Origin of the sequence: Thioalkalivibrio sp. AKL12 (genome assembly GCF_000377925.1) — a bacterium.
Classification (GTDB): domain Bacteria; phylum Pseudomonadota; class Gammaproteobacteria; order Ectothiorhodospirales; family Ectothiorhodospiraceae; genus Thioalkalivibrio; species Thioalkalivibrio versutus.
This window is the reverse complement of record NZ_KB898890.1, coordinates 1-21555: the sequence shown is the minus strand read 5'-3', so window position 1 is coordinate 21555 and position 21555 is coordinate 1. Positions and strand designations below refer to the sequence as shown.

Sequence of the window (21555 nt, the reverse complement as noted above, 5' to 3'; positions counted from 1 at the left end):
TAACATGCAACTGAATCCCTCCGAGATCAGTGATCTGATCAAACAGCGCATCGAGAAATTCGATGCCTCGTCCGAGGCCTCCAACGAGGGCACCGTGGTCAGCGTGACCGACGGTATCGCCCGCGTACACGGTCTCGGTGACGTCATGCAGGGCGAGATGCTCGAGTTCCCGGGCGACACCTTCGGTATGGCGCTCAACCTTGAACGCGACTCTGTGGGTGTCGTGATCCTGGGCGACTACAAGCACATCTCCGAGGGCCAGACGGTCAAGTGCACCGGCCGCATCCTCGAAGTGCCGGTTGGCGAAGCGCTGCTGGGTCGGGTAGTCGATTCCCTGGGTCGTCCGATCGACGGCAAGGGTCCGATCGAAAGCGATATCACCAGCCCGATCGAAAAGATCGCGCCGGGTGTTATCGAGCGCAAGTCGGTCGACCAGCCGCTGCAGTCCGGCATCAAGGCGATCGACGCCATGGTCCCGGTCGGTCGTGGCCAGCGTGAGCTGATCATCGGCGACCGCCAGACCGGCAAGACCGCCGTCGCGATCGATGCGATCATTAACCAGAAGGACTCCGGCGTTAAGTGCGTCTACGTCGCGGTTGGCCAGAAGGCCTCCTCGGTCGCCTCCGTGGTGGCCAAGCTGGAAGAAGCCGGCGCGATGCAGAACACCATCATCGTGGCGGCCAATGCGTCGGAGTCGGCGGCGATGCAGTTCATCGCCCCGTACGCCGGCTGTGCGATGGGCGAGTACTTCCGCGATCGCGGCGAAGACGCGCTGATCGTCTACGATGACCTCACCAAACAGGCCTGGGCCTACCGTCAGGTCTCCCTGCTCCTGCGTCGTCCGCCGGGCCGTGAAGCCTACCCGGGCGATGTCTTCTACCTGCATTCGCGTCTGCTGGAGCGTGCCTCGCGTGTGAACGCCGAGTACGTCGAAGAGAAGACCAACGGTGAAGTGAAGGGCAAGACCGGTTCGCTGACGGCGTTGCCGATCATCGAGACCCAGGCGGGTGACGTCTCCGCGTTCGTTCCGACCAACGTGATCTCGATCACCGACGGACAGATCTTCCTCGAGACCGACCTGTTCAACTCCGGTATTCGCCCGGCGATCAACGCCGGTCTGTCGGTGTCCCGCGTCGGTGGTGCCGCCCAGACCAAGATCATCAAGAAGCTGGGTGGCGGCGTGCGTCTGGCGCTGGCGCAGTATCGTGAGCTGGCGGCGTTCTCGCAGTTTGCCTCCGATCTGGACGAACTGACCCGCAAGCAGCTGGATCGCGGCAAGCGCGTGACCGAGCTGATGAAGCAGGGTCAGTACCAGCCGATGTCCATCGGCGAGATGGCCTTTTCGCTGTACGCCGCGAACGAAGGCTTCCTCGACGACGTCGAGGCCGACAAGATCGTGAGCTTCGAGAAGGAACTGATCGCCTACGCGCGTTCCTCCCAGAAGGAGCTCCTGGACGAAATCAACAGCACTGGCGACTACAACGACTCCATTCAGGAAAAGCTGAAAAGCGCCCTGGAAGAGTTCAAGGCCAAGCACAGCTGGTAACGGGAGCACGCAATGGCGGGCACTAAGGAGATCCGGACGCAGATCAAGAGTATCAAGAATACTCAGAAGATCACCAAGGCGATGGAAATGGTCGCCGCGTCCAAGATGCGCAAGGCCCAGGACCGCATGCAGGAGTCCCGGCCTTACGCACAGAAGATCCACGACGTGATCGGTCACGTCGCGATGGCGAATGCGGAGTACAAGCATCCGTTCATGGTGGAACGCGAGGTCAAGCGCGTCGCGCTGATCATCGTGTCGACGGACCGCGGTCTTTGCGGCGGGTTGAACACCAACCTGTTCAAGAAGGCCGTGATCGAGATGCGTCGCTACCGCGACGAGGGCGTCGAGGTCGATCTGTGCGTGATCGGGAGCAAGGCGCTGCAGTTCTTCAAGCGCCTGGGCGGCAACATCGTGGCCGAGTCCAAGGATCTCGGGGACCGTCCGCACATCAATGACCTGATCGGTTCGATCAAGGTGGTGCTGGACAACTTCCGCGACGGCAAGGTCGATCGCGTGGTGCTGCTCGAGAACAAGTTCGTCAACACCATGACGCAGCAGGCCGAGGCCACGCAGTTGCTGCCGACGGCGCCTAGCCGCGACGAATCGCTCAAGCACCACTGGGATTACATCTACGAGCCCGACACGCATCCGGTGATGGATACGCTGCTCGAGCGCTATGTCGAGTCCCTGATCTATCAGGCGGTGGTCGAGAACGTGGCCTGCGAGATGGCCGCACGCATGGTCGCGATGAAGTCGGCCTCCGACAACGCCGGCACGATGATCAAGGACCTGCAGCTCGTCTACAACAAGGCGCGCCAGGCTGCGATCACCCAGGAGATCTCCGAGATCGTCGGCGGCGCGGCTGCGGTCTAGCGCCCACCGGCACGAATCGGTCGACTCGGCACGAATTACGACTTACGAGGATGAACAAATGAGTTCTGGAAAGATTGTCGAAATCATCGGCGCCGTCGTGGACGTGGAATTCCCCCACGGCGAAGTGCCCAAGATCTACGACGCGCTGACCCTGGAAAACGGTCTGACCCTGGAAGTCCAGCAGCAGCTGGGCGACGGCGTGGTACGGACCATTGCCATGGGTACGACCGAGGGCGTGAAGCGTCAGACCGCGGTTACCGCCACGGGCAAGCCGATCTCCGTGCCGGTCGGCAAGGGGACCCTGGGTCGGGTGATGGATGTCCTCGGTCGGCCGGTGGACAACGCCGGTGATGTGGAGGCCCAGGAAACCTGGTCGATCCACCGCGCCGCCCCGACCTTTGACGAGCAGGCGGGCTCGACCGAGCTGCTGGAAACCGGCATCAAGGTCATCGACCTGCTGTGTCCCTTCGCGAAGGGCGGCAAGGTCGGCCTGTTTGGTGGGGCCGGCGTGGGCAAGACCGTCAACATGATGGAGCTGATCCGTAATATCGCGATCGAGCACTCCGGTTATTCGGTGTTTGCGGGTGTCGGGGAGCGTACTCGTGAGGGTAACGACTTCTACCACGAGATGAAGGACTCCAACGTCCTCGACAAGGTGGCCCTGGTCTATGGCCAGATGAACGAGCCGCCGGGTAACCGTCTGCGCGTAGCGCTGACCGGTCTGACCATGGCCGAGTTCTTCCGTGACGAAGGCCGTGACGTGCTGATGTTCATTGACAACATCTACCGTTACACCCTGGCCGGTACCGAGGTCTCGGCGCTGCTGGGTCGTATGCCCTCCGCGGTGGGTTACCAGCCGACCCTGGCGGAAGAGATGGGTGTGCTGCAGGAGCGCATCACCTCGACCAAGAAAGGCTCGATCACTTCTATCCAGGCCGTCTACGTGCCAGCGGATGACTTGACCGACCCGTCCCCCGCCACCACCTTCGCGCACCTGGATGCCACGGTCGTGCTGTCGCGCCAGATCGCCGAGCTGGGCATCTACCCGGCCGTGGACCCGCTGGACTCGACCTCGCGTCAGCTGGATCCGCAGATCATCGGGCAGGAACACTACGACACCGCGCGGGCGGTGCAGGGCACCCTGCAGCGCTACAAGGAGCTGAAGGACATCATCGCGATCCTCGGCATGGACGAGCTGTCGGAAGATGACAAGCTGGCCGTGGCCCGTGCGCGAAAGATCCAGCGCTACCTGTCGCAGCCGTTCTTCGTTGCGGAAGTCTTCACCGGAGCCCCGGGCAAGTACGTCTCCCTGAAGGACACCATCCGGGCGTTCAAGGCCATCGTGGACGGCGAGTACGATCACCTGCCGGAACAGGCCTTCTACATGGTCGGCACGATCGAAGAAGCTGTCGAGAAGGCCGAGAAGCTCGGCTAAGGAGCAAGGCGTTATGCCCATGAATATGCATGTGGATGTGGTCAGTGCGGAGGAGTCGATCTACTCCGGGACGGCCCTGATGATCGCCGCACCCGCCGAAGGGGGCGAGGTCGGCGTGTATGCCGGGCATACGCAGATGCTCGCCCGGCTGAATCCGGGTGAACTGCGCATCCTGGAAAAGGAAGGCGCGGAGCCGCAGCCGGTGTTCGTGTCCGGCGGCATCCTCGAGGTGCAGCCGTACCATGTGACCGTTCTGGCGGACACTGCGGTGCGCGCGAAGGACCTTGACGAGGCCGAGGCCATCGAGGCGAAAAAGCGCGCGGAGGAGGCCCTGGCCAATTCCAAGGCCGATTTCGACTACGCCAAGGCCCAGGCCGAGCTGGTCGAGGCGGCGGCACGCCTGCAGATGATCCAGAAGCTGCGCCGGAAATAATCCGGCAACGTTCCACGGATGACTTACGCTAAGGGCCAACCATCTCGGTTGGCCCTTTATCATTGTGCCCATGCCTGAATCGAAGCCCCTTCATATCGCGGTACTTGCAGCCGGCAAGGGCACGCGCATGCGCTCGCGCCATCCGAAAGTCCTGCAAGCCCTCGCCGGCCGTCCGCTGCTGGCTCATGTCCTGGAAAGAGTAGCGGCGCTGGAAGCCGCTGCCTGCCACGTGGTGGTCGGTCACGAACAGGAGCGGGTGCGGGCAGCGTTCGCCGACTCCCCGCAAGCCTTGACCTGGGTCGACCAGGGGGAACCCCGCGGGACCGGCCACGCGGTGTTTCGAGCGCTTGAAGCCATCCCGGATTCCGCACGGGTGCTGGTGACCTATGGCGATGTGCCGCGCATTCCGATTGCCGACCTGGTGGCCTGTGCGGACGGCGACGGTGTCACCGTGCTTGCCGCCCGGGTCGTGGATCCGAGCGGCTATGGGCGCTTGGTTCTGGATTCGTCGGGGCAACTTGAGCGGATTGTCGAGGACAAGGAGGCCAGTGCACGGGAACGTGCCGTGGACCTGATCAATACCGGTGTCCTGGCTGCCCCCGCGGGTGAGCTGCGCCGGTGGCTGGCCGCCTGTGAGCCACGGGTGACCGGACCCCGCGAGTGGTACCTTACCGATGTCGTAGCGGCAGCCCGCGCCGACGGATGTGCCGTCAGCGTTGTGGAAGGCGGGGACGCCGCGGCAGTCCTCGGGGTAAACGACCGCGAGCAACTGGCGGTTCAGGAACGGCTGTACCAGGCGGCGCTGGGTGCGGGAATGATGCGCGAGGGTCTGGGCCTTGCCGACCCCGCGCGCCTGGATGTGCGCGGGGTTCTCACCTTCGGACGCGACTGCCAGATCGATGTGAACGTCGTGATCGAGGGCACGGTGACGCTCGCGGACGATGTTTATATTGGACCCGGTTGCGTGCTGCGGGACTGCGACATCGGTTCCGGCACGCAGATCGCGGCGCATAGTGTCCTCGAGGGGGTGCGGGTTCATGCCGATGCGCGGATTGGACCGTTCGCCCGCCTGCGGCCCGGCACCGAACTGGGGACCGGGGCGCGCGTCGGCAACTTCGTCGAGATCAAGAATGCCACCCTGGGTGCCGGGGCCAAGGCGAACCACCTGACCTACGTCGGCGACGCCCGGATTGGCGCTGGCGCCAATCTGGGCGCGGGCACCATTACGTGCAACTATGATGGCGCCAACAAGCATCGCACCGAGATCGGCGAGCGCGCCTTTATCGGTTCCAATACGGCATTGGTGGCTCCGATACGCATCGGGGACGACTCGACCGTGGGCGCAGGGTCAACCCTGTCCGACGACGTCGAGCCGGGCGCTCTCGCGCTGACTCGCGCCCGAACCCGCACGATTCGTGACTGGCCGCGCCCGAAGAAGAGCGGTAACGACAAGGAGAAGTAAACGATGTGCGGTCTGGTTGCAGGCATTGGCGAACGAAACCTGGTCCCTGTCCTGGTCGAGGGCCTGCATCGCCTGGAATACCGGGGCTATGACTCCGCTGGCGTGGCCGTGGTCAACGACCGCGCCCTTTCGGACCTGCGTGCCATCGGCAAGGTTGCGGCCCTGGAGCAACGGATCGAGGCCGCTGGGCTGGAGGGGCCGGTGGGCATCGCCCACACGCGCTGGGCCACGCACGGGGCTCCGACCGAAGAGAATGCCCATCCCCACCGTTCGCGCGACGGCCGCGTGGCCATCGTGCATAACGGCATCATCGAGAATCACGGCGACCTGCGTTCCCGGCTCGACGCCGCCGGCTGGCCCTGCGTATCCGCGACCGACAGCGAGGTGATCGCCCATCGTCTCGAGCAGGCCCTGGCACTGGGTTCGTCGCCGCTGGATGCGATGCGCAGCGCCTGTGCCGAACTTCAAGGCGCCTACGCGATCGCGGCGGTGTTCGCCGACTTCCCCGACGAATTGATTGTTGCCCGTTCCGGGAGCCCGGTCCTGCTGGGCCTGGGCATTGGCGAGACCTTCGCCGCCTCCGACGTGCAGGCGCTGCTTCCGGTCACCCAGCGTTTCGTCGACCTGGAAGATGGCGACATTGCCCGGCTCACGCGCGACGGCGTCGAGATCCGCGACGCCGCCGGAGAACGGGTCGAGCGCGGCATCCGCGAGAGTCGTTGCCAGGCGAGCATCGCGGACCGGGGCGAGTACCGCCATTTCATGCTCAAGGAGATCTACGAGCAACCCCATGCCCTGGAACAAACCCTGTCGGGCCGCCTGGGCGAAGCCGGTATCCTCGAGAACATCCTCGGACCGGGCAGCGACGAGCGCTTGGCCGATGTCGCCGCCGTCCAGATCGTTGCCTGCGGAACGAGTTATCACGCCGGCATGGTCGCGGCGCACTGGATCGAGGAGCACCTGGGTCTTCCGGCGCGGGTCGAAGTCGCCAGCGAATATCGCTACCGGCGCCACGTCCTCGCCCCGGGCACCCTGCTAGTGGTGATCTCGCAGTCCGGCGAGACCGCCGATACCCTGGCGGTCCTGCGGCAGTCCCAGGATGAGCCGTTCCTGGCGCGGCTGGCGATCTGCAACGTGCCCGAGAGCACGATGGCACGGGCGGCCGACCTGGTCCTGATGACCCGTGCCGGACCCGAGATTGGCGTCGCATCCACCAAGGCGTTTACCACCCAATTGGCGGCCCTGGCCATCCTGGTCCTGCTGCTGGGTCAGGTCGCCAGCGCCGCCCGTATGCCCGCCGCCGAGCGGGCCGATGCGGTCGCGGCCCTGCGCAGTCTCCCCGATCAGGTGGCCCGTATCCTCGCGCTCGATACGCCTATTGCGCGGATCGCCGAGGATCTCATGGAGCGCCAGCATGCGCTGTTTCTGGGGCGTGGGGCCTATTTCCCGATTGCCCTGGAAGGCGCGCTGAAGCTGAAGGAAATCTCCTATATCCACGCCGAGGCCTACCCCTCCGGCGAGCTGAAACACGGTCCGTTGGCTCTCGTGGACACCGAGATGCCGGTCGTGGCCGTCGCCCCGGACGATGCCCAGCTGGAGAAACTTTCCAGCAACCTCCAGGAGGTACGGGCCCGGGGCGGGCAGCTGATCGTCATTGGCGAATCCAACGCCGCGCGCGCGCTGGAACCCGAGGACACCTGGGTCGGTCTGCCGCAGAACGAGGCGCTCAGCCCCTGGCTGGCCCCGGTTCTGTTCACGGTCCCGCTACAGTTGCTCGCTTACCATACGGCCGTGCTGAAGGGCACCGATGTGGATCAGCCGCGCAACCTCGCCAAATCGGTGACCGTCGAATAGTGGGCAGCGCCCAAGCCGCTCAGTCCATCAGGAAACGCTTGTATTCGTGCCCCGGGTTCGCTAGATTTTGGTGCGCTTGAATAACCTGTCACAGGAGCACCTTATGGATCAGCAAGAGCTCAACAACCGCTGCGTCACCCTGTTCCAGTCCCCGCGAATCCAGACCAAGCTTTGGAACCCCCGCATGTTCTGGGAAGTCGGCCGCAAGCTGAACACGAATCCGGACGAGCTCACAGAGCCGAAGGTCGACCTGTGCGAGCTGGAGGTCATGCTCTCCGCCGCAGCCTACGAGCCGTCGAAATGCGCCGACAACCTGAACCAGCGCGAGGCCGGCCGCGCCGACTTCATCCGTCGCGCGGTCCAGTCCGGCCAGCGTCCGTTCCTGCGCCGCGCGGCCTGATCCACGTACGGATCATCGCCCGCCAGGACCCGGCCTCGCGCCGGGTCTTTTCGTTTGGGGTCGCGAAACTGTGTTTGTTCGTCACCGAGGACACGGGGCAGACAGACATCCACTGAGGTGCACGTCATGGCAGTGGCCATGCCCGGCAATCAAATGAACGGCAACTAGCGGTGCATCCGGCCCCGGCCAGTTTCGTGGGTCGGTCCCAAATAGAGGGTCAGGCCATGTGCGTCACCATGGCCTTTGTCCGTGTCCTTTGCGCTTCGCCCGTCTTGAGCCTCATCGCGGGTGTCCACGAGATCGTCCCTTACTGGCCCCTGGCCTCCAGCCAGAAGGTCACCGGGCCGTCGTTGGTCAGACTGACCTGCATGTCCGCCCCGAAACGCCCGCTGGCCACGGGTTTATGGCGTTGGCCTGCCCGCCGTACCAGCCAATCGAACAGCGCTGCGCCGTGCTCGGGGCTCGCCGATCCGGAAAAGCTCGGTCGCATCCCCTTGCGCGTATCGGCTGCCAGGGTGAACTGGGGCACCAGCAGCAGCCCGCCACCGGTCTCGCCCAGGCTCCGGTTCATTCGGCCCGCCGAGTCCGCGAATACCCGGTAGCCCAATAGCCGGTCGAGCATCCGTTCCGCGCTCGCCTCGGTATCGTTCGGCTCCACGGCCACCAGAGCCACCAGGCCGCTCCCGATCGCCCCGACGTCCTCCCCGTCGATGGTGACCCGCGCCGCGCTTGCGCGCTGGATCAGTGCGATCACGCCTGCCCCCGTCCAGTGCCGGGCTCGATGTGCCCGGACAGTTCCTTTGCCAGTCGGTCCGTGGCTGCGACCAGTCGGCGCACGATGCCCGGCTCCGCCGCCGAATGGCCGGCGTCCGGTACGATCTCCAGCTGCGCCTGCGGCCAGGCCTCGTGCAGCGCCACCGCCTGATTCACCGGACACACCACGTCGTAGCGGCCGTGCACAATGGTGCCGGGAATCCCCTGCAGCCGGCCGGCATCGCGCAGCAGCTGGTCGGGTTCCAGGAACGTCTCGTGAACGAAGTAGTGGCACTCCAGCCGGGCCAGGCTCACGGCCACATCCGGCTCCTCGAAGTGCGCGATCACGTCGTGGTTCGGGATCAGACAGGAGGTGCGCCCTTCCCAGCTGGACCAGGCCCGGGCCGCGGCCTCGCGCACTGCACGGTCGTGGGCGGTCAGCCGCCGGTAGTAGGCACCTACCATGTCCGCCCGCTCGCCATCCGGGATCTGTGCCTCGTAGTCGGCCCAGGCCTCAGGAAACAACCGGTCCGCGCCCGACTGGTAAAACCATTGGATATCCTGCGGGCGGCACAGGAAGATCCCCCGTAGCACCAGGCCCAGGACCCGCTCCGGGTGTTTCTGGGCATACGCCAGCCCGAGGGTCGAGCCCCAGGACCCGCCAAATACCACCCAGCGTTCAACCCCCAGGTGCTCGCGCAGGCGCTCGATGTCCGCGACCGCGTGCCAGGTCGTGTTCGCCTCGAGGCTTGCGTGCGGGGTCGAGCGTCCGCAGCCGCGCTGGTCGAACAGCACGATGCGGTAGCGTTCCGGATCGTAGAAGCGGCGGTGCCAGCTTTCACAACCCGAGCCGGGCCCGCCATGCAGAAACACGACGGGTATCCCCTCCGGATTGCCGCATTCCTCGAAGTACAGCTCGTGGCCGTCGCCAACCTGCAGGCGCCCCATACCGTGGGGCTCGATCTCGGGATACAGCGCGTCCATGGAAGCCCTCCGGGCAAAACCCCGAGTGTCGCCAAAACGCAGCCTGGGCGAAACCCTTCGGGCTCTTCCCGCAACCGCCGATCCGGCCCTACTCCGGGTCCTCGATTACCCGCCCGCGATAGACACGCCGCTTGTGCGCAGACCGGTGTTCTCCCTGCGCCTCGTCTTCTGGTTGCGTCTTCGCGGGTGAGGGTGTTCGCAGATACCCCGTTCCCTCCAGCTGACTGCGCAGGGTCAGCGCCGCCGCCTCGACCATGCTCGACTGCGAGCGGGCAGCGTAATCAAGGATGGCCTCCATGAAATCCGGGTCGCTGACCGACAGCCGTGCTACCGCGGGGAATTCGGCGCGCAGGTTTCGCCGAAGTTCGGCGGCCAGGCTGAGGCTCTTGCGGTCGTGCATCGGGTCCCCCGGGTGGGCGTAGGTTTCTCCGTCTTCATGCAAGCGGGGTGCCACGGCGAGACGCCCGCCATTCGCCGCCCCGGTGCCCCCACGGTCGAAAGCCCTGCCCTGTGCGAGAGCGACGGGTGTTCATCTCTGGTGCACGGGAGGCGCGGTGTGCACCGAAATCCTGCGCCACCATTGCGGGTTGGGCTTGCGTGCAGCCGACCGCCGGCCTATGTTGCGGGCCCATGGAGACACCCGCCGTTCCCGCCTCGATTCGCCGCCTCGCCGGGCGCGCCATCGCCGACTTCGACATGGTCCGCGAGGGCGACCGCATCCTGGTGGGCCTGTCCGGTGGCAAGGATTCGCTGACCCTGCTGTGGCTGCTGCACAACCTCGCTCGGCGGGCCCCGGTGCGCTTCGAGGTGGGGGCGGTCACTATCAACCCCGAGATCGAGGGATTCGAGCCGCAGCGGCTGATGGATTACCTGGGCAGCTACGGCATCTCCTATTACTTCGTGTCCGAGCCCATCGCCGAGCTGGCCGATGCGCACATGGACAACGACTCGTTCTGCTCCTTCTGCTCGCGCATGAAGCGCGGCTTGATGTATCGCACGGCGCGCGAACACGGCTACAACGTACTGGCGCTGGGCCAGCACCTCGATGATCTCGCGGAGAGCTTTATGATGAGCGCCTTCCATGGCGGCCAGCTGCGCACCATGAAGGCCCACTACGCGATCGACGCCGGCGACCTGCGGGTCATTCGCCCGCTGGTCTACGTGCGTGAACGCCAGACCCGCGACTTTGCCGACGCCGCGGGGCTCCCGGTGATCCTCGACAACTGCCCCGCCTGCTTCGCCATGCCCACCCAGCGCGAGCACATGAAACAGCTGCTGGCGCAGGAGGAGGCGCAGCACCCGCGACTGTTCCGCAACCTGCGCACCACACTCAAGCCCCTGATGACCGAGGGTGGCATTCCTCCGCGCGATCCACCGCCGAGCGCGTCCGCAACCACCGACCCCGCAGTGTCCGAACATGGCCCGACGTCGGCATCTGCGTGATCGCCTGATCGGGATGGGCCTGCGCTTGCTGGCGCGCCTCCCGCTGCGCGTGAACCACGCCCTGGGCGGCGCGGTCGGGGCGCTGGTGTGGTACCTGCCCACCCGCGCGGCCCGTATCACCCGCATCAATCTGGCGCTGTGCTTTCCGGAAAAGGACCCGGCGTGGCGGCGGCGGGTGGGGCGGCGCTCCCTGATGGCGATGGGCCGCGCCCTGACCGAGTCCCCCTGGCTGTGGCAGTCGCCTCCGGAGAGCCTCGAGACCCTGGCCGTCCAGCCGCCGCAGTACGCGCGCCTGCGCGAGCGCTCCGCCGGTCGGGCGTTGTTCCTGTGCGCCCCGCATCTCGGTTCCTGGGAATTCGCCGGACTGCATGCCGCTTGCCACGGGCCGATGGCCACGCTGTACAGCCCGTTCAAGACCCCGGAGGTGGACCGCTGGGTGCGCGAGGCCCGTGCCTCCACCGGGGCCGAGCTGGCACCGGCCGATCGCAGTGGCCTGCGCATCCTGCAACAGGCCCGCGACCGCGGCGAGATCATCGGCATCCTTCCGGACCAGAGCCCCAAGGGCGCCTCGGGCCAGCACGCCTCGTTTTTCGGGCGTCCGGCCCTGACCATGACCCTGCTCCCGCGTCTGCTGCGCGGGCGCGCGGATCACGTGGTATTCCTGTTTGCCGAGCGTCTGCCCGGGGGACGGGGCTATCGCTATCACGAGGTCGTGGCCGGCCCGGAGGTGGCCGATCGCGATTTTGTCCGGGCGGCCGCGGCGATCAACCTCCACGTGGAGACCCTGGTCCGGCGCTGTCCCGAGCAGTACAACTGGGCCTACAAGCGCTTCAACCCACCGCCCGCGGGCTGGCCCGATCCCTATCGCCGGGGGGCGCCCGAGTAACCTCCCGCGCGGTACCTCCCCGCGCATGGCTGACCCGCTGAGCGGGTCGCGTCAGAGGATGTAGCGGGACAGGTCCTCGTCTTCCGCCAGGTCGCCGAGGCGTTCGTCGACGAAGGCGCGGTCCACGATCACCGGGCCTTCGACATCCGGGGCGCGGTAGGCGACGTCCTGCAGCAGGCGCTCCAGCACGGTATGCAGACGGCGGGCGCCGATATTCTCGGTGCGTGCGTTCACGTCAAAGGCGATCTCGGCCAGACGGCGCACGCCCTCTTCCTCGAAGCGCAGCTCCACGCCCTCGGTCTTCATCAGCGCGGTGTACTGCTCGGTCAGCGAGGCGGTGGGCTCGGTCAGGATGCGCACGAAGGCATCGGCCGACAGGGCGTCCAGCTCCACACGGATGGGCAGCCGGCCCTGCAGCTCCGGCACCAGGTCGGACGGCTTGGACAGGTGGAAGGCGCCGGAGGCGATGAACAGGATGTGGTCGGTGCGCACCATGCCCAGCTTGGTGGAGACGGTGGTGCCCTCGATCAGCGGCAGCAGGTCGCGCTGCACGCCCTCGCGGGAGACCTCGCCACCGCCGGTCTTCTCGCTGCCCTTGGCGACCTTGTCGATCTCGTCGAGGAACACGATGCCGCTTTGTTCCACGCGCTCGATCGCCTTCAGCTTCAGCTCTTCTTCATTGACCAGGCGCGCGGCCTCTTCCTCGATCAGCAGCTTGCGGGCCTCGGCGATCTTCAGCCGCCGCGAGCGGGTCTTCTGCCCGCCGAGGTTCTGGAACATCGACTGCAGCTGGCTGGCCATCTCTTCCATGCCCGGGGGCGTCATGATCTCCACGCCCTGCGGGTTCTGCGAGACCTCGATGTCGATCTCGCGTTCGTCCATGTCCCCCTCGCGCAGGCGCTTGCGCAGCTTCTGGCGGGTCTCGCTGTTGCCGTGGTCCGGCTCGGACTCGGTGAAGCCGGCATTGCGCGGGCTTGGCAGCAGGGCATCCAGGATGCGCTCCTCGGCGGCGTCCTCGGCCTTCAGGCGGTTTTCCTTGATCGCCTCGTCGCGCAGCTGCTTCACCGCGGCCTCGGCAAGATCGCGGATGATCGACTCGACATCGCGCCCGACATAACCGACTTCGGTGAACTTGGTCGCCTCGATCTTGATGAACGGGGCGTGGGCCAGCTTCGCCAGACGCCGGGCGATCTCGGTCTTGCCCACACCGGTCGGGCCGATCATCAGGATGTTCTTGGGTGTGACCTCCGGTTGCAGCTCCGGCGGCAGCTGGCGGCGGCGCCAGCGGTTGCGCAGGGCAACGGCGACGGAGCGCTTGGCGTCGTCCTGGCCGATGATGTAGCGGTCCAGTTCCTGGACGATCTCGCGGGGGGTCATGTCGGTCATGGTAAATGGGCCTTGGTCGAATCGCTTGGCGCCGGGTCGCGTTACTCCGCGTCCAGGCTCTCCAGGGTGATGTTGTGATTGGTGTACACGCAGATATCGGCAGCGATGTTCAGGGACTTTTCCACGATATCGCGGGCTGGCAGATCCGTGTTCTGCAGCAGGGCCTGGGCGGAGGCCTGGGCGTAGGGGCCGCCGGACCCGATTGCGATCAGTGCATGCTCGGGCTCGATCACGTCGCCATTGCCGGAGATCACGAAGGAGTTCTCGCGGTCGGAGACCGCCAGCAATGCCTCCAGCTTGCGCAGGGCGCGGTCGGTACGCCAGTCCTTGGCCAGCTCGACGGCGGCGCGGGTAATGTTGCCGGAGTGTTTCTCCAGCATCCCTTCGAAGCGTTCGAACAGGGTGAAGGCATCGGCGGTGCCGCCGGCAAAACCGGCGAGGATGCGATCATGGTAGACGCGGCGCACCTTGCGCGCGTTGCCCTTCATCACGGTGTTGCCAAGGGAAACCTGGCCGTCGCCCCCGAGGGTGACGGCGCCGCCCTTGCGGACGCATACGATGGTGGTGCCGCGAAACTGTTCCACGGATCTCTCCTGTTACGGCTGAGTGTCATGGGGCACGGTGTTGGGTTGCGATGGCCCGGGATCGTTCACCTGGTGGGTGCGATCGTCGCCGAATCAGTCTCTCCGGCGGGCCCGCGGATGGGCGGCATCATACACCTGTGCCAGGTGCTGATAGTCGAGATGGGTATAGATCTGGGTGGTTTCAAGGTTGGCGTGGCCGAGAAGTTCCTGGATCGCCCGCAGATCGCCACTCGACTCCAGCAGGTGACTGGCGAAGGCATGGCGCAGACGGTGCGGGTGCAGGCGCACATCCAGCCCGGCGCGACGGCCGGCCTCGGCGACCCGGCGTTGCACCGCGCGGTTGCCGAGGCGCTGGCCTCGGCGGCTGACGAACACGGCGCGCTCGTCCGCTGTGGCCCAGTCGCCCCGGCATTTCAGCCAGGTGCGCAGCGCATCGCGTGCCACACGCCCCACCGGGACGCTGCGCTCGCGCCGGCCCTTGCCGAGCACGCGCACCAGCCCGGAATCCAGGTCAAGGTCCGTCAGATCCAGTCCGGTCAGTTCCGACAGGCGCAGCCCGGACGAATACAGCAGCTCCAGCATCGCCTGGTCGCGTGCCGCCAGGTTGGGTTCGATGCCCTCCGCCGGGGTCAGCGCCCGCTGGGTCTGGTCGACATCGAGATCGCGCGGCAGGGGGCGCCCGGCACGCGGGCCGCGCATGCCGGCGGCCGGATTGGCCGGCATGCGCCGCTGTTCGACCTGATAGGCGAAGAAGCCGCGCACGGCGGACAGGAAGCGCTGGATCGAGCGCGGGTGGCGGCCCTGGCGGGCCAGCTGTCCGGCGATGCGCCGCATGTCGGCTGCCTTGAGGGCATCCCAGGGGCCGTTATGCAGCCCGCGCAGGCGGGCCAGGTCGCGCCGATAGGCCTGTACGGTATGCGGCGAATGGCCGCGAATATCGCTCAAATGGGCCAGAAAGGCCGCGATATCCGCATCCTGCTCGGGTGCGTCAGGCAGCGGCGTGGGCCCGCTCGACATGGCAGCGGATCGATTCGGCCAGCAGGTCGCCGATGTGGGTGACGAAGTATGTGCCCATGTCGGGCTCGAAGCGGTCCGCGGATTCGCTGGCCAGGCCAAGTACCCCGATATGGTCGGATTCATTGCCCAACGGCATCAGGATGGCCGAACCGATCTCCTCGGCGTCATCGAACAGCACGTCCAGCATCTCGGCCGGGACGCGACCGCATTGGGCCTTGCCGCGGCTGAACAGCGGGTCGAAGGTGGCCAGCTCGCTGGTGGTCAGCGCATGCAGGTCGTCGACCTCGCGGTGGGCCAGGCGGATGCTGACGCGTTCCGCGCCCAGCTCGTTGCGCAGGGCGTCCTGGGTCAGCGCCAGCACGGCGTCCAGGTTCTCGGCGCGCATCAGGGTCTTGGCCAGTTCGTGCAGGTGCTGGCCCATGCGCTCGTTGTCGCGGGCACGCTCGACCAGCTCGCCCATGTGCTGTTCCATGGCGCGGTGCTTCTCGCGCAGCAGGGCGACCTGGCGTTCCAGCAGGGACACCGCGCCACCGGTCGGGTGCGGCAGGCGCAGGATGTCCAGCAGCGGCAGGTGGTCCTGGAAGAAGTCGGGATGCTCGCGCAGGTAGGCCTCGACGTCGGCCGCGCTGATCGTGCGGTCTTCCGGAGCCCGGATCTTGGGGGTCTTGGTTTTTGCCGCAGAGGCGTTGGAGGATTGCTGCCCAGTCATAGATCGATCCAGCCGTTGAATACCGTGGTGGCCGGCCCGGTCAGCCAAACCGGAGCCTCGGCCTGTCCGGTCCAGCTTAGCACAAGGGTCCCGCCCGGCAGGGTCACTTCGAGGTTGTCGTCGACCAGTCCGCGGCGTCGCAATACGGCCATCGCGGCGGCCGCGCCGCTGCCACAGGCGAGTGTCTCGCCGACCCCGCGTTCGAACACCCGCAGGTCGACATGCCCGCGGTCGCGCAGTGCGGCGAACCCGACATTGACGCGGCGCGGGAAGCTTGCGTGGCGTTCGATGATCGGGCCGATCTCGTGGACCGGTGCGCTGGCCACGTCGTCGACCAGGATCACCGCATGCGGGTTGCCCATGGAGACCGCGCCCAGGGTGATCGAGTGGCCCTGCACATCCAGCGTGTAGGCATCGGCCTCGGCCTCGGCGAGCAGCGGGATGCGCGCCGGTGCGAACTCCGGCCGCCCCATATCCACGCGCACCTGCTCGTCGTCCTCGACATGCAGCACGATGCGCCCGCCGAGGGTCTCGACCGGGATCTCGCGGGCCTCGGTCAGGCCCTGCTCGCGGACGAAGCGGGCGAAGCAGCGCGCGCCGTTGCCGCACTGCTCCACCTCGGAGCCATCGGCATTGAAGATGCGGTAGCGGAACAGCGCCTGCGCCGGATCGCCCGGTGGCTCCACCAGCAGGATCTGATCGCAGCCGATGCCGAAGTGGCGATCGGCCAGGTGACGCAGCGTTGGCTCGTCGAGCCGCACGTTCTGACGTATGCCGTCGATGACCACGAAGTCATTGCCCAGGCCGTGCATCTTGGTGAAGTCCAGGCGCATCAGGCGGCCTCCGGCAGGTGGCCGACAATGGTCATGTGGCGATCCGAGGTGATGGTCACCGTGAAGCCCTCGATCCCGGCCGCTGCCAGCTGTTCGCGTACCTCGTCGGGCGTGAAGGCGGCATGCAGGGAGTGCTCGAAGTCGTGGCGCAGCACCGGCGGCGCGTCGGCGGCGTACTCCGCGACCAGGGCCCGGACCGTCTCGGTCGTATCCGGCCGTCGCAGGTCCATGATGAACACCGCCGCGCCAGGCGCGCCGTCACGCGCAATGGTTTGCCACAGAGCGGCCGGGTCATGCAGGTGATGCAGCAGGGAGTTGCTGATGATCGTGGCATATGGCGCGCGCGGTCCGCGCGCCTCTGGCAGGCAGCCTTCGGCCAGATGCACACGGTCCGCGGCTGGGTGCCCGGCCATCAGCGCGTCGCCGGCCGCCAGCATCGCCGGGGCGCCGTCGAGGCCGTCGACCTCGCAGTCGGGGTAGCGCGTGGCGAAGCGCAGCGAGACATCGCCCGGGCCGCAGCCCAAGTCCAGCACCGGCCCGGTTACGGGCCCGGGAAAGGCCTCGGCGAAGGCGTCGACGAAACCCTCGTGCGGGGCGGCGAAGTCGGCCTCGGCATAGGCACGGGCCTGCTCCGGCTCCAGCATCAACTCCGGCTCCGGGCGCCGCGGGATCACGGCTCGGTGCTCCCTGACGGGTCCTGGTCCTCCGGATCCCGGGGCAGCATGCTTTCGCGCATCATCAGGTGATCGACCTGCTCGCGGCGGTTGATGATCTGGAAGTGGTCGCCGTCGACCATTACCTCCGGCGGGCGCGGGCGCGAGTTGTAGTTGCCGGACATCACGTAGCCGTAGGCGCCGGCCGAGCGCACCGCGAGCAGGTCGCCGGCGGCCAGCGCAAGCTCGCGTTCGCGGCCGAGGAAGTCGCCGGTCTCGCAGACCGGGCCGACGATGTCGTAGGTGCGGGTCTCGGTGTCGCTGCGCGGTACCACCGGGACGATTTCCTGCCAGGCGCCGTACAGGGCCGGGCGCAGCAGGTCGTTCATCGCGCCGTCGACGATCGCGAAGTCATGGGCCTCGGTGTGTTTCAGGTATTCCACCCGGGTCAGGAACACGCCGGCATTCGCGGCGATCGCGCGCCCCGGTTCCAGCAGGACCTTCAGCGGACGATCGCCCAGAACCTCGCGCAGGGCGCTGGCCCAGGCATCCGGTTCCGGCGGGGTCTCGTCGCGGTAGCGCACGCCCAGCCCGCCGCCGACATCGATATGTTCCAGCTCGACGCCGTCCGCGGCCAGTTGGTCGACCAGTGCCAGTACGCGCTTGAGCGCGTCGGTGAATGGGTCGATGCGGGTCAGCTGCGAGCCGATGTGGAAGTCGACGCCGGTTGCTTCCAGGTGCTGGCTGTCGCGCACCCGGGCATACAGCGCCGGTGCCTCCTCGATGGCGACGCCGAACTTGTTCTCGCGCAGCCCGGTAGCGATATAGGGATGGGTCTCGGCGTCGACGTCCGGGTTTACCCGGATCGACACCGGGGCCTGGACACCCATCTCCATGGCGACGGCCTCCAGCCGGTCCAGCTCCGGGGCGGATTCGACATTGAAACAGTGGATGCCGACCTCCAGCGCCCGGCGCATCTCGGCGGCGGTTTTGCCGACCCCGGAGAACACGACCTTCGCCGGATCGCCCCCGGCGCGCAGCACGCGCTCCAGTTCGCCGCCGGAGACGATGTCGAAACCGGCGCCCATGCGCGCCAGCACATTCAGCACGCCCAGCGCGGAGTTCGCCTTCACGGCGAAGCAGACCTGGTGCGGGGTGCCGATCAGGGCCTCGCTGAACGCGCGGAAGTGGCGCTCCAGCGTGGCGCGGGAATACACGTACGCGGGGGTGCCGACCAGCTCGGCAAGGCGGTCCAGTGCTACGCCTTCGCAGAACAGGGTGCCGCGGTGGTAATCGAAGTAGTCCATTCAGCGGCGCTCCTCGGTTTCGTCGTCATCGGGCAGGTAGAGATCGCCCTTCTGGCCGCAGGCGGAGAGCATCTGCATCGTGCCGAGCACGACGATCACGGCAATCAGGAGCCACTGGGCCTTGCAGGAGAACATGGGTCGGATCCGGGGTTCGTTGCATCAAGAGGCGATAGTGTGCCATTGATACGCCCCTGGCTTCAGGTGCTAGCGGTAGATGCTGCGGTATCTGCCCGCCGAAATTTGCCCGATCGTGAACGGCGATGATTCGTTCATCAATGATTCAGCCAGGTTTGGGACGATGCATCTGCGAGACCAGCAAAAGACCACTGAAGCTGGTCAGGGGGCGGAACCCGAACCGCAGGGAATAGAGACCTGCAGCTCGCCGTCCAAAGCAACAGGCGTCACCGCGGTTCGCCGCCAAGACGTCCCGGATAATCCGGATCTGACCCACAAGATGAGAGGAGATCATCCATGATTAGCACCAAGCGCCGTGTCTTCCTGAAAGGCACTCTCGCCGCCGGTACTGTCGGTGTCGCCGTCGGGGCCGGTCTGCTCGCCCCGAGCAAGCTGCTCGCCGCCTGGCCGTCCGAGGCCTTCGGCGCCGAAGGCCTCGAAGCCTCCTTTGAAGCCGTTACCGGCTCCAGCGACATTGCCGATGGCGACGTCACCCTGAGCGCCCCGGAAATCGCCGAGAACGGCGCCGTGGTTCCGGTGTCGGTCGAATCCAGCCTGGACAACGTGACCGAAATGGCCGTGTTCGTCGAGCTGAACAACCAGCCGCTGACCGCCCACTATGTCCTGGCCGATGGCGCACACGCCAACATCTCGGGCCGTATCCGCATGGGCGAGTCCTCCAACGTGATCGCCGCCGTGAAATCCGGCGACACCTGGTACAAGACGGTTCAAGAAGTGAAGGTCACGGTCGGTGGCTGCGGCGGCTAACGCCGACCCCCAACCGCTGATCCGAACACTACTGGAGGTTTAAGATATGTCTATCCGAGTTCGCGCCCAAGAAAGCAACGGCGTTATCAACATCCGTGCGCTGATGAGCCACGACATGCTCGTCCCCGACGACGACGGTGGCCCGCACTTCATCGAAACCGTGGAAATTGCGCGCAATGGCGACACCGCCATTACCGCCAACTGGAACTACACGGTTTCCCGCAACCCGTTCCTGCAGTGCGAGATCGACGGCGCCGCCGGTGACACCGTGACCGTCTCCTGGACGGACAACAAGGGTGAATCCGACTCGACCGACGTCGAAGTGCGGTAACAAAGAGGGTTCCACTCTCTTAGAAGAAGCCGGGGCTGGTCCCCGGCTTTTTTGTGTCCGGTCATCGGGTTTCTGTGGTCAGAGTCTCTCTGGCGTGGACTACAATCCAGAAAGGTCCATGCCGAGCGCACCGCCATGTCCCCGGATATCCCCGCGCCCCGTGAAGCCGATCCGGCCCTGCGCCCGGCGCTGCTCCTCGAGCCCCACCAGCCCCTGTGGCAACGCCTGCCCCGGCGCGACGCCGAAGGCCGCCGGCTGGCGGACTTCATGATGCTGATCCCCGGGCTGCGCCAGCGCCCGCGCTCCGAACTCCATGCCCGGGCGCGCGCCATCGAGCGGGTGCTGAACGACTATGGGGACGATATCGCGTTCGTGGAGCTGAACCTGAAGCTGAACACACTGTGGATCTCGCTGACCGCGCGGCCAGGGCTTTGCACTGAAGTGCCGGGGGCGATCCAGGCGGTGGTGCCCGAGGCGTTATTGGTGGGGCCGAAGCTGACCTCCGGCATGTAGTGGCGGGGGTGAGGCCGCTGTCCGCCCCGACGCTGCTCTAGTGTCCTTTAACAAAAGTTCATCGACTCCGTGACTGTCCCCCTGTATCCTGATAACAGGCACTCGGGAGGCGACCGGAATGGGACGACCGATCAAGACGTTGACGATCAGTGAAGCCGAACGCGACGAGCTCGAGAGCTGGCTGCGGCGGCGCCAGATGCCCGCGGCGGAACAACAGCGCGCGCGCATGATTCTGCTGAGCACGCGAGGCCTGAAGGCTTCGGAGATTGGCGCGCGGGTTGGCGTCTCGGCGGAGACGGTGAGCAAGTGGCGCAAGCGCTTCGAGCAGGCACGCATCGGAGGGCTCACGGATGCCCCGAGAAGCGGACGTCCCCGTACGATCGATGACGACAAGGTGACCGAAGTCATCAACAAGACGCTGCAGTCGAAGCCGGATAACGCGACGCACTGGTCGACCACGCTGATGGCCAAGGAGACCGGGCTCAATGCGATGGCCATCAGCCGGATTTGGCGGGCCTTCGGTCTCAAGCCGCATCGGCTCGAGACCTTCAAGTTGTCCACGGATCCGCACTTCGTGGCCAAGGTGCACGATATCGTGGGCCTGTACATGCACCCACCGGACCGCGCCCTGGTGCTGTGCGTCGACGAAAAGAGCCAGATCCAGGCCCTGAACCGGTCCCAGCCGGCGTTGCCGTTGTCGTTCGGCCATCCCGAGACCCGCACCCATGACTACCTGCGCCATGGCACGACCACCCTGTTCGCGGCACTGGATGTGGCCACCGGCGAGGTCATCGGCAAACTCCATAGAAGGCATCGCGCCAAGGAGTTCCTGGCGTTTCTCAACGAGATCGATCGCCAGGTCCCCGACGATCTCGACGTCCACCTCATCCTGGACAACTACGGCACCCACAAGACCGAAAAGGTTCGGGCCTGGTTCGCTGCACGACCGCGCTACCACGTGCACTTCACGCCGACCTCGGCGTCCTGGATCAACCTGGTCGAACGCTTCTTCGCGCTCATCTCGCAGCGCTGGATCAAGCGTCAATCGCATCGCAGTACTCGCGAACTCGAAGACTCCATCCGCGAATACCTGAAGACGTACAACGATGAGCCTCGACCGTTCATCTGGCGCAAAACAGCCGATCAAATTATCGCGTCGATCGCCCGTCTAACCGATCGCCTCGATAAAAATACGAACTTTTGTTAAAGGA

Annotated in this window: 25 protein-coding genes; 14 read left to right on the top strand and 11 right to left on the bottom strand. The window is 66.1% G+C overall.

All coding sequences use genetic code 11. The features are described 5' to 3' along the window. Positions 1–4 precede the first annotated feature (4 nt). The 7 genes from atpA to D579_RS0101360 all read left to right on the top strand — a co-directional run bounded on the left by atpA (position 5) and on the right by D579_RS0101360 (position 8003). The gene (gene atpA / locus D579_RS0101390; RefSeq protein WP_018144951.1) at positions 5–1546 is read left to right on the top strand and encodes a F0F1 ATP synthase subunit alpha; all 1542 of its coding nucleotides are present in this window, start codon (positions 5–7) and stop codon (positions 1544–1546) included. A gap of 12 nt (positions 1547–1558) precedes the next feature. Further along, positions 1559–2419 carry a F0F1 ATP synthase subunit gamma gene (gene atpG, locus D579_RS0101385; RefSeq protein WP_018938630.1) on the top strand — a complete coding sequence of 287 codons (861 nt, stop codon included), beginning with the start codon at positions 1559–1561 and terminating at the stop codon, positions 2417–2419. Between the two features lie 58 nt (positions 2420–2477). Then, positions 2478–3854: a F0F1 ATP synthase subunit beta gene (gene atpD, locus D579_RS0101380; protein WP_018144949.1), complete on the top strand. Its 1377-nt coding sequence runs from the start codon at positions 2478–2480 to the stop codon at positions 3852–3854. A gap of 13 nt (positions 3855–3867) precedes the next feature. Further along, positions 3868–4287: a F0F1 ATP synthase subunit epsilon gene (locus D579_RS0101375; RefSeq protein ID WP_018144948.1), complete on the top strand. Its 420-nt coding sequence runs from the start codon at positions 3868–3870 to the stop codon at positions 4285–4287. Positions 4288–4414: 127 nt separating this feature from the next. Next, positions 4415–5749 carry a bifunctional UDP-N-acetylglucosamine diphosphorylase/glucosamine-1-phosphate N-acetyltransferase GlmU gene (glmU, locus tag D579_RS0101370; protein WP_026289409.1) on the top strand — a complete coding sequence of 445 codons (1335 nt, stop codon included), beginning with the start codon at positions 4415–4417 and terminating at the stop codon, positions 5747–5749. Positions 5750–5752: 3 nt separating this feature from the next. Continuing rightward, positions 5753–7603 carry a glutamine--fructose-6-phosphate transaminase (isomerizing) gene (gene glmS, locus D579_RS0101365; RefSeq protein ID WP_018950866.1) on the top strand — a complete coding sequence of 617 codons (1851 nt, stop codon included), beginning with the start codon at positions 5753–5755 and terminating at the stop codon, positions 7601–7603. Between the two features lie 103 nt (positions 7604–7706). Next, positions 7707–8003 (top strand): hypothetical protein, encoded by a 297-nt coding sequence (locus D579_RS0101360; RefSeq protein ID WP_018144945.1) that lies wholly within the window; start codon positions 7707–7709, stop codon positions 8001–8003. A gap of 307 nt (positions 8004–8310) precedes the next feature. Here the strand turns inward: D579_RS0101360 and dtd are convergent, their stop codons facing one another. From dtd to D579_RS0101345, 3 genes are all read right to left on the bottom strand, one after another. Beyond that, entirely contained in the window at positions 8311–8757 is a 447-nt protein-coding gene (gene dtd / locus D579_RS0101355; protein WP_018938634.1) for a D-aminoacyl-tRNA deacylase, read from the bottom strand. Next, positions 8754–9740 carry a prolyl aminopeptidase gene (gene pip, locus D579_RS0101350; RefSeq protein ID WP_018938635.1) on the bottom strand — a complete coding sequence of 329 codons (987 nt, stop codon included), beginning with the start codon at positions 9738–9740 and terminating at the stop codon, positions 8754–8756. Before pip ends, dtd begins: the two co-directional genes overlap by 4 nt. Positions 9741–9828: 88 nt before the next feature. Beyond that, positions 9829–10140, bottom strand: coding sequence for a hypothetical protein (locus tag D579_RS0101345; RefSeq protein WP_018938636.1), 312 nt, complete (start codon positions 10138–10140; stop codon positions 9829–9831). A gap of 230 nt (positions 10141–10370) precedes the next feature. Between D579_RS0101345 and D579_RS0101340 the strand changes: the two genes are divergently transcribed. Beyond that, on the top strand, positions 10371–11183 hold the full coding sequence (locus D579_RS0101340; RefSeq protein WP_018950865.1) for a tRNA 2-thiocytidine(32) synthetase TtcA: 813 nt from the start codon (positions 10371–10373) through the stop codon (positions 11181–11183). Next, positions 11158–12069 carry a lysophospholipid acyltransferase family protein gene (locus D579_RS0101335; protein ID WP_018950864.1) on the top strand — a complete coding sequence of 304 codons (912 nt, stop codon included), beginning with the start codon at positions 11158–11160 and terminating at the stop codon, positions 12067–12069. Before D579_RS0101340 ends, D579_RS0101335 begins: the two co-directional genes overlap by 26 nt. Before the next feature lie 51 nt (positions 12070–12120). Here the strand turns inward: D579_RS0101335 and hslU are convergent, their stop codons facing one another. The 8 genes from hslU to D579_RS14480 all read right to left on the bottom strand — a co-directional run bounded on the left by hslU (position 12121) and on the right by D579_RS14480 (position 18693). Further along, a complete protein-coding gene (hslU, locus tag D579_RS0101330; protein ID WP_018144939.1) occupies positions 12121–13455 on the bottom strand; it encodes an ATP-dependent protease ATPase subunit HslU in 1335 nt (444 codons plus the stop codon). 41 nt (positions 13456–13496) lie between these two features. Then, positions 13497–14039 (bottom strand): ATP-dependent protease subunit HslV, encoded by a 543-nt coding sequence (hslV, locus tag D579_RS0101325; protein WP_018168781.1) that lies wholly within the window; start codon positions 14037–14039, stop codon positions 13497–13499. A 93-nt stretch (positions 14040–14132) separates the two neighbouring features. Beyond that, the gene (gene xerC / locus D579_RS0101320) at positions 14133–15056 is read right to left on the bottom strand and encodes a tyrosine recombinase XerC (RefSeq protein WP_018168780.1); all 924 of its coding nucleotides are present in this window, start codon (positions 15054–15056) and stop codon (positions 14133–14135) included. Further along, positions 15028–15765: a DUF484 family protein gene (locus D579_RS0101315; protein WP_018950863.1), complete on the bottom strand. Its 738-nt coding sequence runs from the start codon at positions 15763–15765 to the stop codon at positions 15028–15030. Before D579_RS0101315 ends, xerC begins: the two co-directional genes overlap by 29 nt. Beyond that, complete coding sequence (gene dapF, locus D579_RS0101310) at positions 15762–16598, bottom strand: diaminopimelate epimerase (RefSeq protein WP_018175914.1); 837 nt, start codon at positions 16596–16598, stop codon at positions 15762–15764. The genes D579_RS0101315 and dapF overlap by 4 nt, the downstream gene beginning before the upstream one ends. After that, a complete protein-coding gene (locus tag D579_RS0101305) occupies positions 16598–17272 on the bottom strand; it encodes a trans-aconitate 2-methyltransferase (protein ID WP_018950862.1) in 675 nt (224 codons plus the stop codon). Before D579_RS0101305 ends, dapF begins: the two co-directional genes overlap by 1 nt. Continuing rightward, the gene (gene lysA, locus D579_RS0101300; RefSeq protein ID WP_018950861.1) at positions 17269–18558 is read right to left on the bottom strand and encodes a diaminopimelate decarboxylase; all 1290 of its coding nucleotides are present in this window, start codon (positions 18556–18558) and stop codon (positions 17269–17271) included. Before lysA ends, D579_RS0101305 begins: the two co-directional genes overlap by 4 nt. Beyond that, the gene (locus D579_RS14480) at positions 18559–18693 is read right to left on the bottom strand and encodes a lipoprotein (protein WP_018144932.1); all 135 of its coding nucleotides are present in this window, start codon (positions 18691–18693) and stop codon (positions 18559–18561) included. A 79-nt stretch (positions 18694–18772) separates the two neighbouring features. Here D579_RS14480 and D579_RS15190 point away from each other — a divergent pair, with 79 nt between their 5' ends. From D579_RS15190 to D579_RS0101275, 5 genes are all read left to right on the top strand, one after another. Further along, positions 18773–19033 (top strand): hypothetical protein, encoded by a 261-nt coding sequence (locus D579_RS15190; RefSeq protein ID WP_196799428.1) that lies wholly within the window; start codon positions 18773–18775, stop codon positions 19031–19033. Continuing rightward, positions 19030–19500, top strand: coding sequence for a thiosulfate oxidation carrier protein SoxY (gene soxY / locus D579_RS0101290; protein WP_018950860.1), 471 nt, complete (start codon positions 19030–19032; stop codon positions 19498–19500). The genes D579_RS15190 and soxY overlap by 4 nt, the downstream gene beginning before the upstream one ends. A 46-nt stretch (positions 19501–19546) precedes the next feature. Then, entirely contained in the window at positions 19547–19831 is a 285-nt protein-coding gene (soxZ, locus tag D579_RS14115) for a thiosulfate oxidation carrier complex protein SoxZ (protein ID WP_018168776.1), read from the top strand. Positions 19832–19966: 135 nt separating this feature from the next. Next, positions 19967–20344, top strand: a complete 378-nt coding sequence (locus D579_RS0101280; RefSeq protein WP_018950859.1) for a hypothetical protein — start codon at positions 19967–19969, stop codon at positions 20342–20344. A 118-nt stretch (positions 20345–20462) separates the two neighbouring features. Next, complete coding sequence (locus D579_RS0101275) at positions 20463–21551, top strand: IS630 family transposase (RefSeq protein ID WP_012981522.1); 1089 nt, start codon at positions 20463–20465, stop codon at positions 21549–21551. Positions 21552–21555: the final 4 nt, after the last annotated feature.

What these genes read in the sequence shown, in the direction of transcription:
- atpA (WP_018144951.1), top strand. Translation starts at nt 5, where the DNA reads ATGCAACTGAATCCCTCCGAGATCAGTGATCTGATCAAACAGCGCATC.
- atpG (WP_018938630.1), top strand. Translation starts at nt 1,559, where the DNA reads ATGGCGGGCACTAAGGAGATCCGGACGCAGATCAAGAGTATCAAGAAT.
- atpD (WP_018144949.1), top strand. Translation starts at nt 2,478, where the DNA reads ATGAGTTCTGGAAAGATTGTCGAAATCATCGGCGCCGTCGTGGACGTG.
- D579_RS0101375 (WP_018144948.1), top strand. Translation starts at nt 3,868, where the DNA reads ATGCCCATGAATATGCATGTGGATGTGGTCAGTGCGGAGGAGTCGATC.
- glmU (WP_026289409.1), top strand. Translation starts at nt 4,415, where the DNA reads ATGCGCTCGCGCCATCCGAAAGTCCTGCAAGCCCTCGCCGGCCGTCCG.
- glmS (WP_018950866.1), top strand. Translation starts at nt 5,753, where the DNA reads ATGTGCGGTCTGGTTGCAGGCATTGGCGAACGAAACCTGGTCCCTGTC.
- D579_RS0101360 (WP_018144945.1), top strand. Translation starts at nt 7,707, where the DNA reads ATGGATCAGCAAGAGCTCAACAACCGCTGCGTCACCCTGTTCCAGTCC.
- pip (WP_018938635.1), bottom strand. Translation starts at nt 9,740, where the DNA reads ATGGACGCGCTGTATCCCGAGATCGAGCCCCACGGTATGGGGCGCCTG.
- D579_RS0101345 (WP_018938636.1), bottom strand. Translation starts at nt 10,140, where the DNA reads ATGCACGACCGCAAGAGCCTCAGCCTGGCCGCCGAACTTCGGCGAAAC.
- D579_RS0101340 (WP_018950865.1), top strand. Translation starts at nt 10,371, where the DNA reads ATGGAGACACCCGCCGTTCCCGCCTCGATTCGCCGCCTCGCCGGGCGC.
- D579_RS0101335 (WP_018950864.1), top strand. Translation starts at nt 11,158, where the DNA reads ATGGCCCGACGTCGGCATCTGCGTGATCGCCTGATCGGGATGGGCCTG.
- hslU (WP_018144939.1), bottom strand. Translation starts at nt 13,455, where the DNA reads ATGACCGACATGACCCCCCGCGAGATCGTCCAGGAACTGGACCGCTAC.
- xerC (WP_018168780.1), bottom strand. Translation starts at nt 15,056, where the DNA reads ATGTCGAGCGGGCCCACGCCGCTGCCTGACGCACCCGAGCAGGATGCG.
- D579_RS0101315 (WP_018950863.1), bottom strand. Translation starts at nt 15,765, where the DNA reads ATGACTGGGCAGCAATCCTCCAACGCCTCTGCGGCAAAAACCAAGACC.
- dapF (WP_018175914.1), bottom strand. Translation starts at nt 16,598, where the DNA reads ATGCGCCTGGACTTCACCAAGATGCACGGCCTGGGCAATGACTTCGTG.
- lysA (WP_018950861.1), bottom strand. Translation starts at nt 18,558, where the DNA reads ATGGACTACTTCGATTACCACCGCGGCACCCTGTTCTGCGAAGGCGTA.
- D579_RS14480 (WP_018144932.1), bottom strand. Translation starts at nt 18,693, where the DNA reads ATGTTCTCCTGCAAGGCCCAGTGGCTCCTGATTGCCGTGATCGTCGTG.
- D579_RS15190 (WP_196799428.1), top strand. Translation starts at nt 18,773, where the DNA reads ATGCTGCGGTATCTGCCCGCCGAAATTTGCCCGATCGTGAACGGCGAT.
- soxY (WP_018950860.1), top strand. Translation starts at nt 19,030, where the DNA reads ATGATTAGCACCAAGCGCCGTGTCTTCCTGAAAGGCACTCTCGCCGCC.
- soxZ (WP_018168776.1), top strand. Translation starts at nt 19,547, where the DNA reads ATGTCTATCCGAGTTCGCGCCCAAGAAAGCAACGGCGTTATCAACATC.
- D579_RS0101280 (WP_018950859.1), top strand. Translation starts at nt 19,967, where the DNA reads ATGTCCCCGGATATCCCCGCGCCCCGTGAAGCCGATCCGGCCCTGCGC.
- D579_RS0101275 (WP_012981522.1), top strand. Translation starts at nt 20,463, where the DNA reads ATGGGACGACCGATCAAGACGTTGACGATCAGTGAAGCCGAACGCGAC.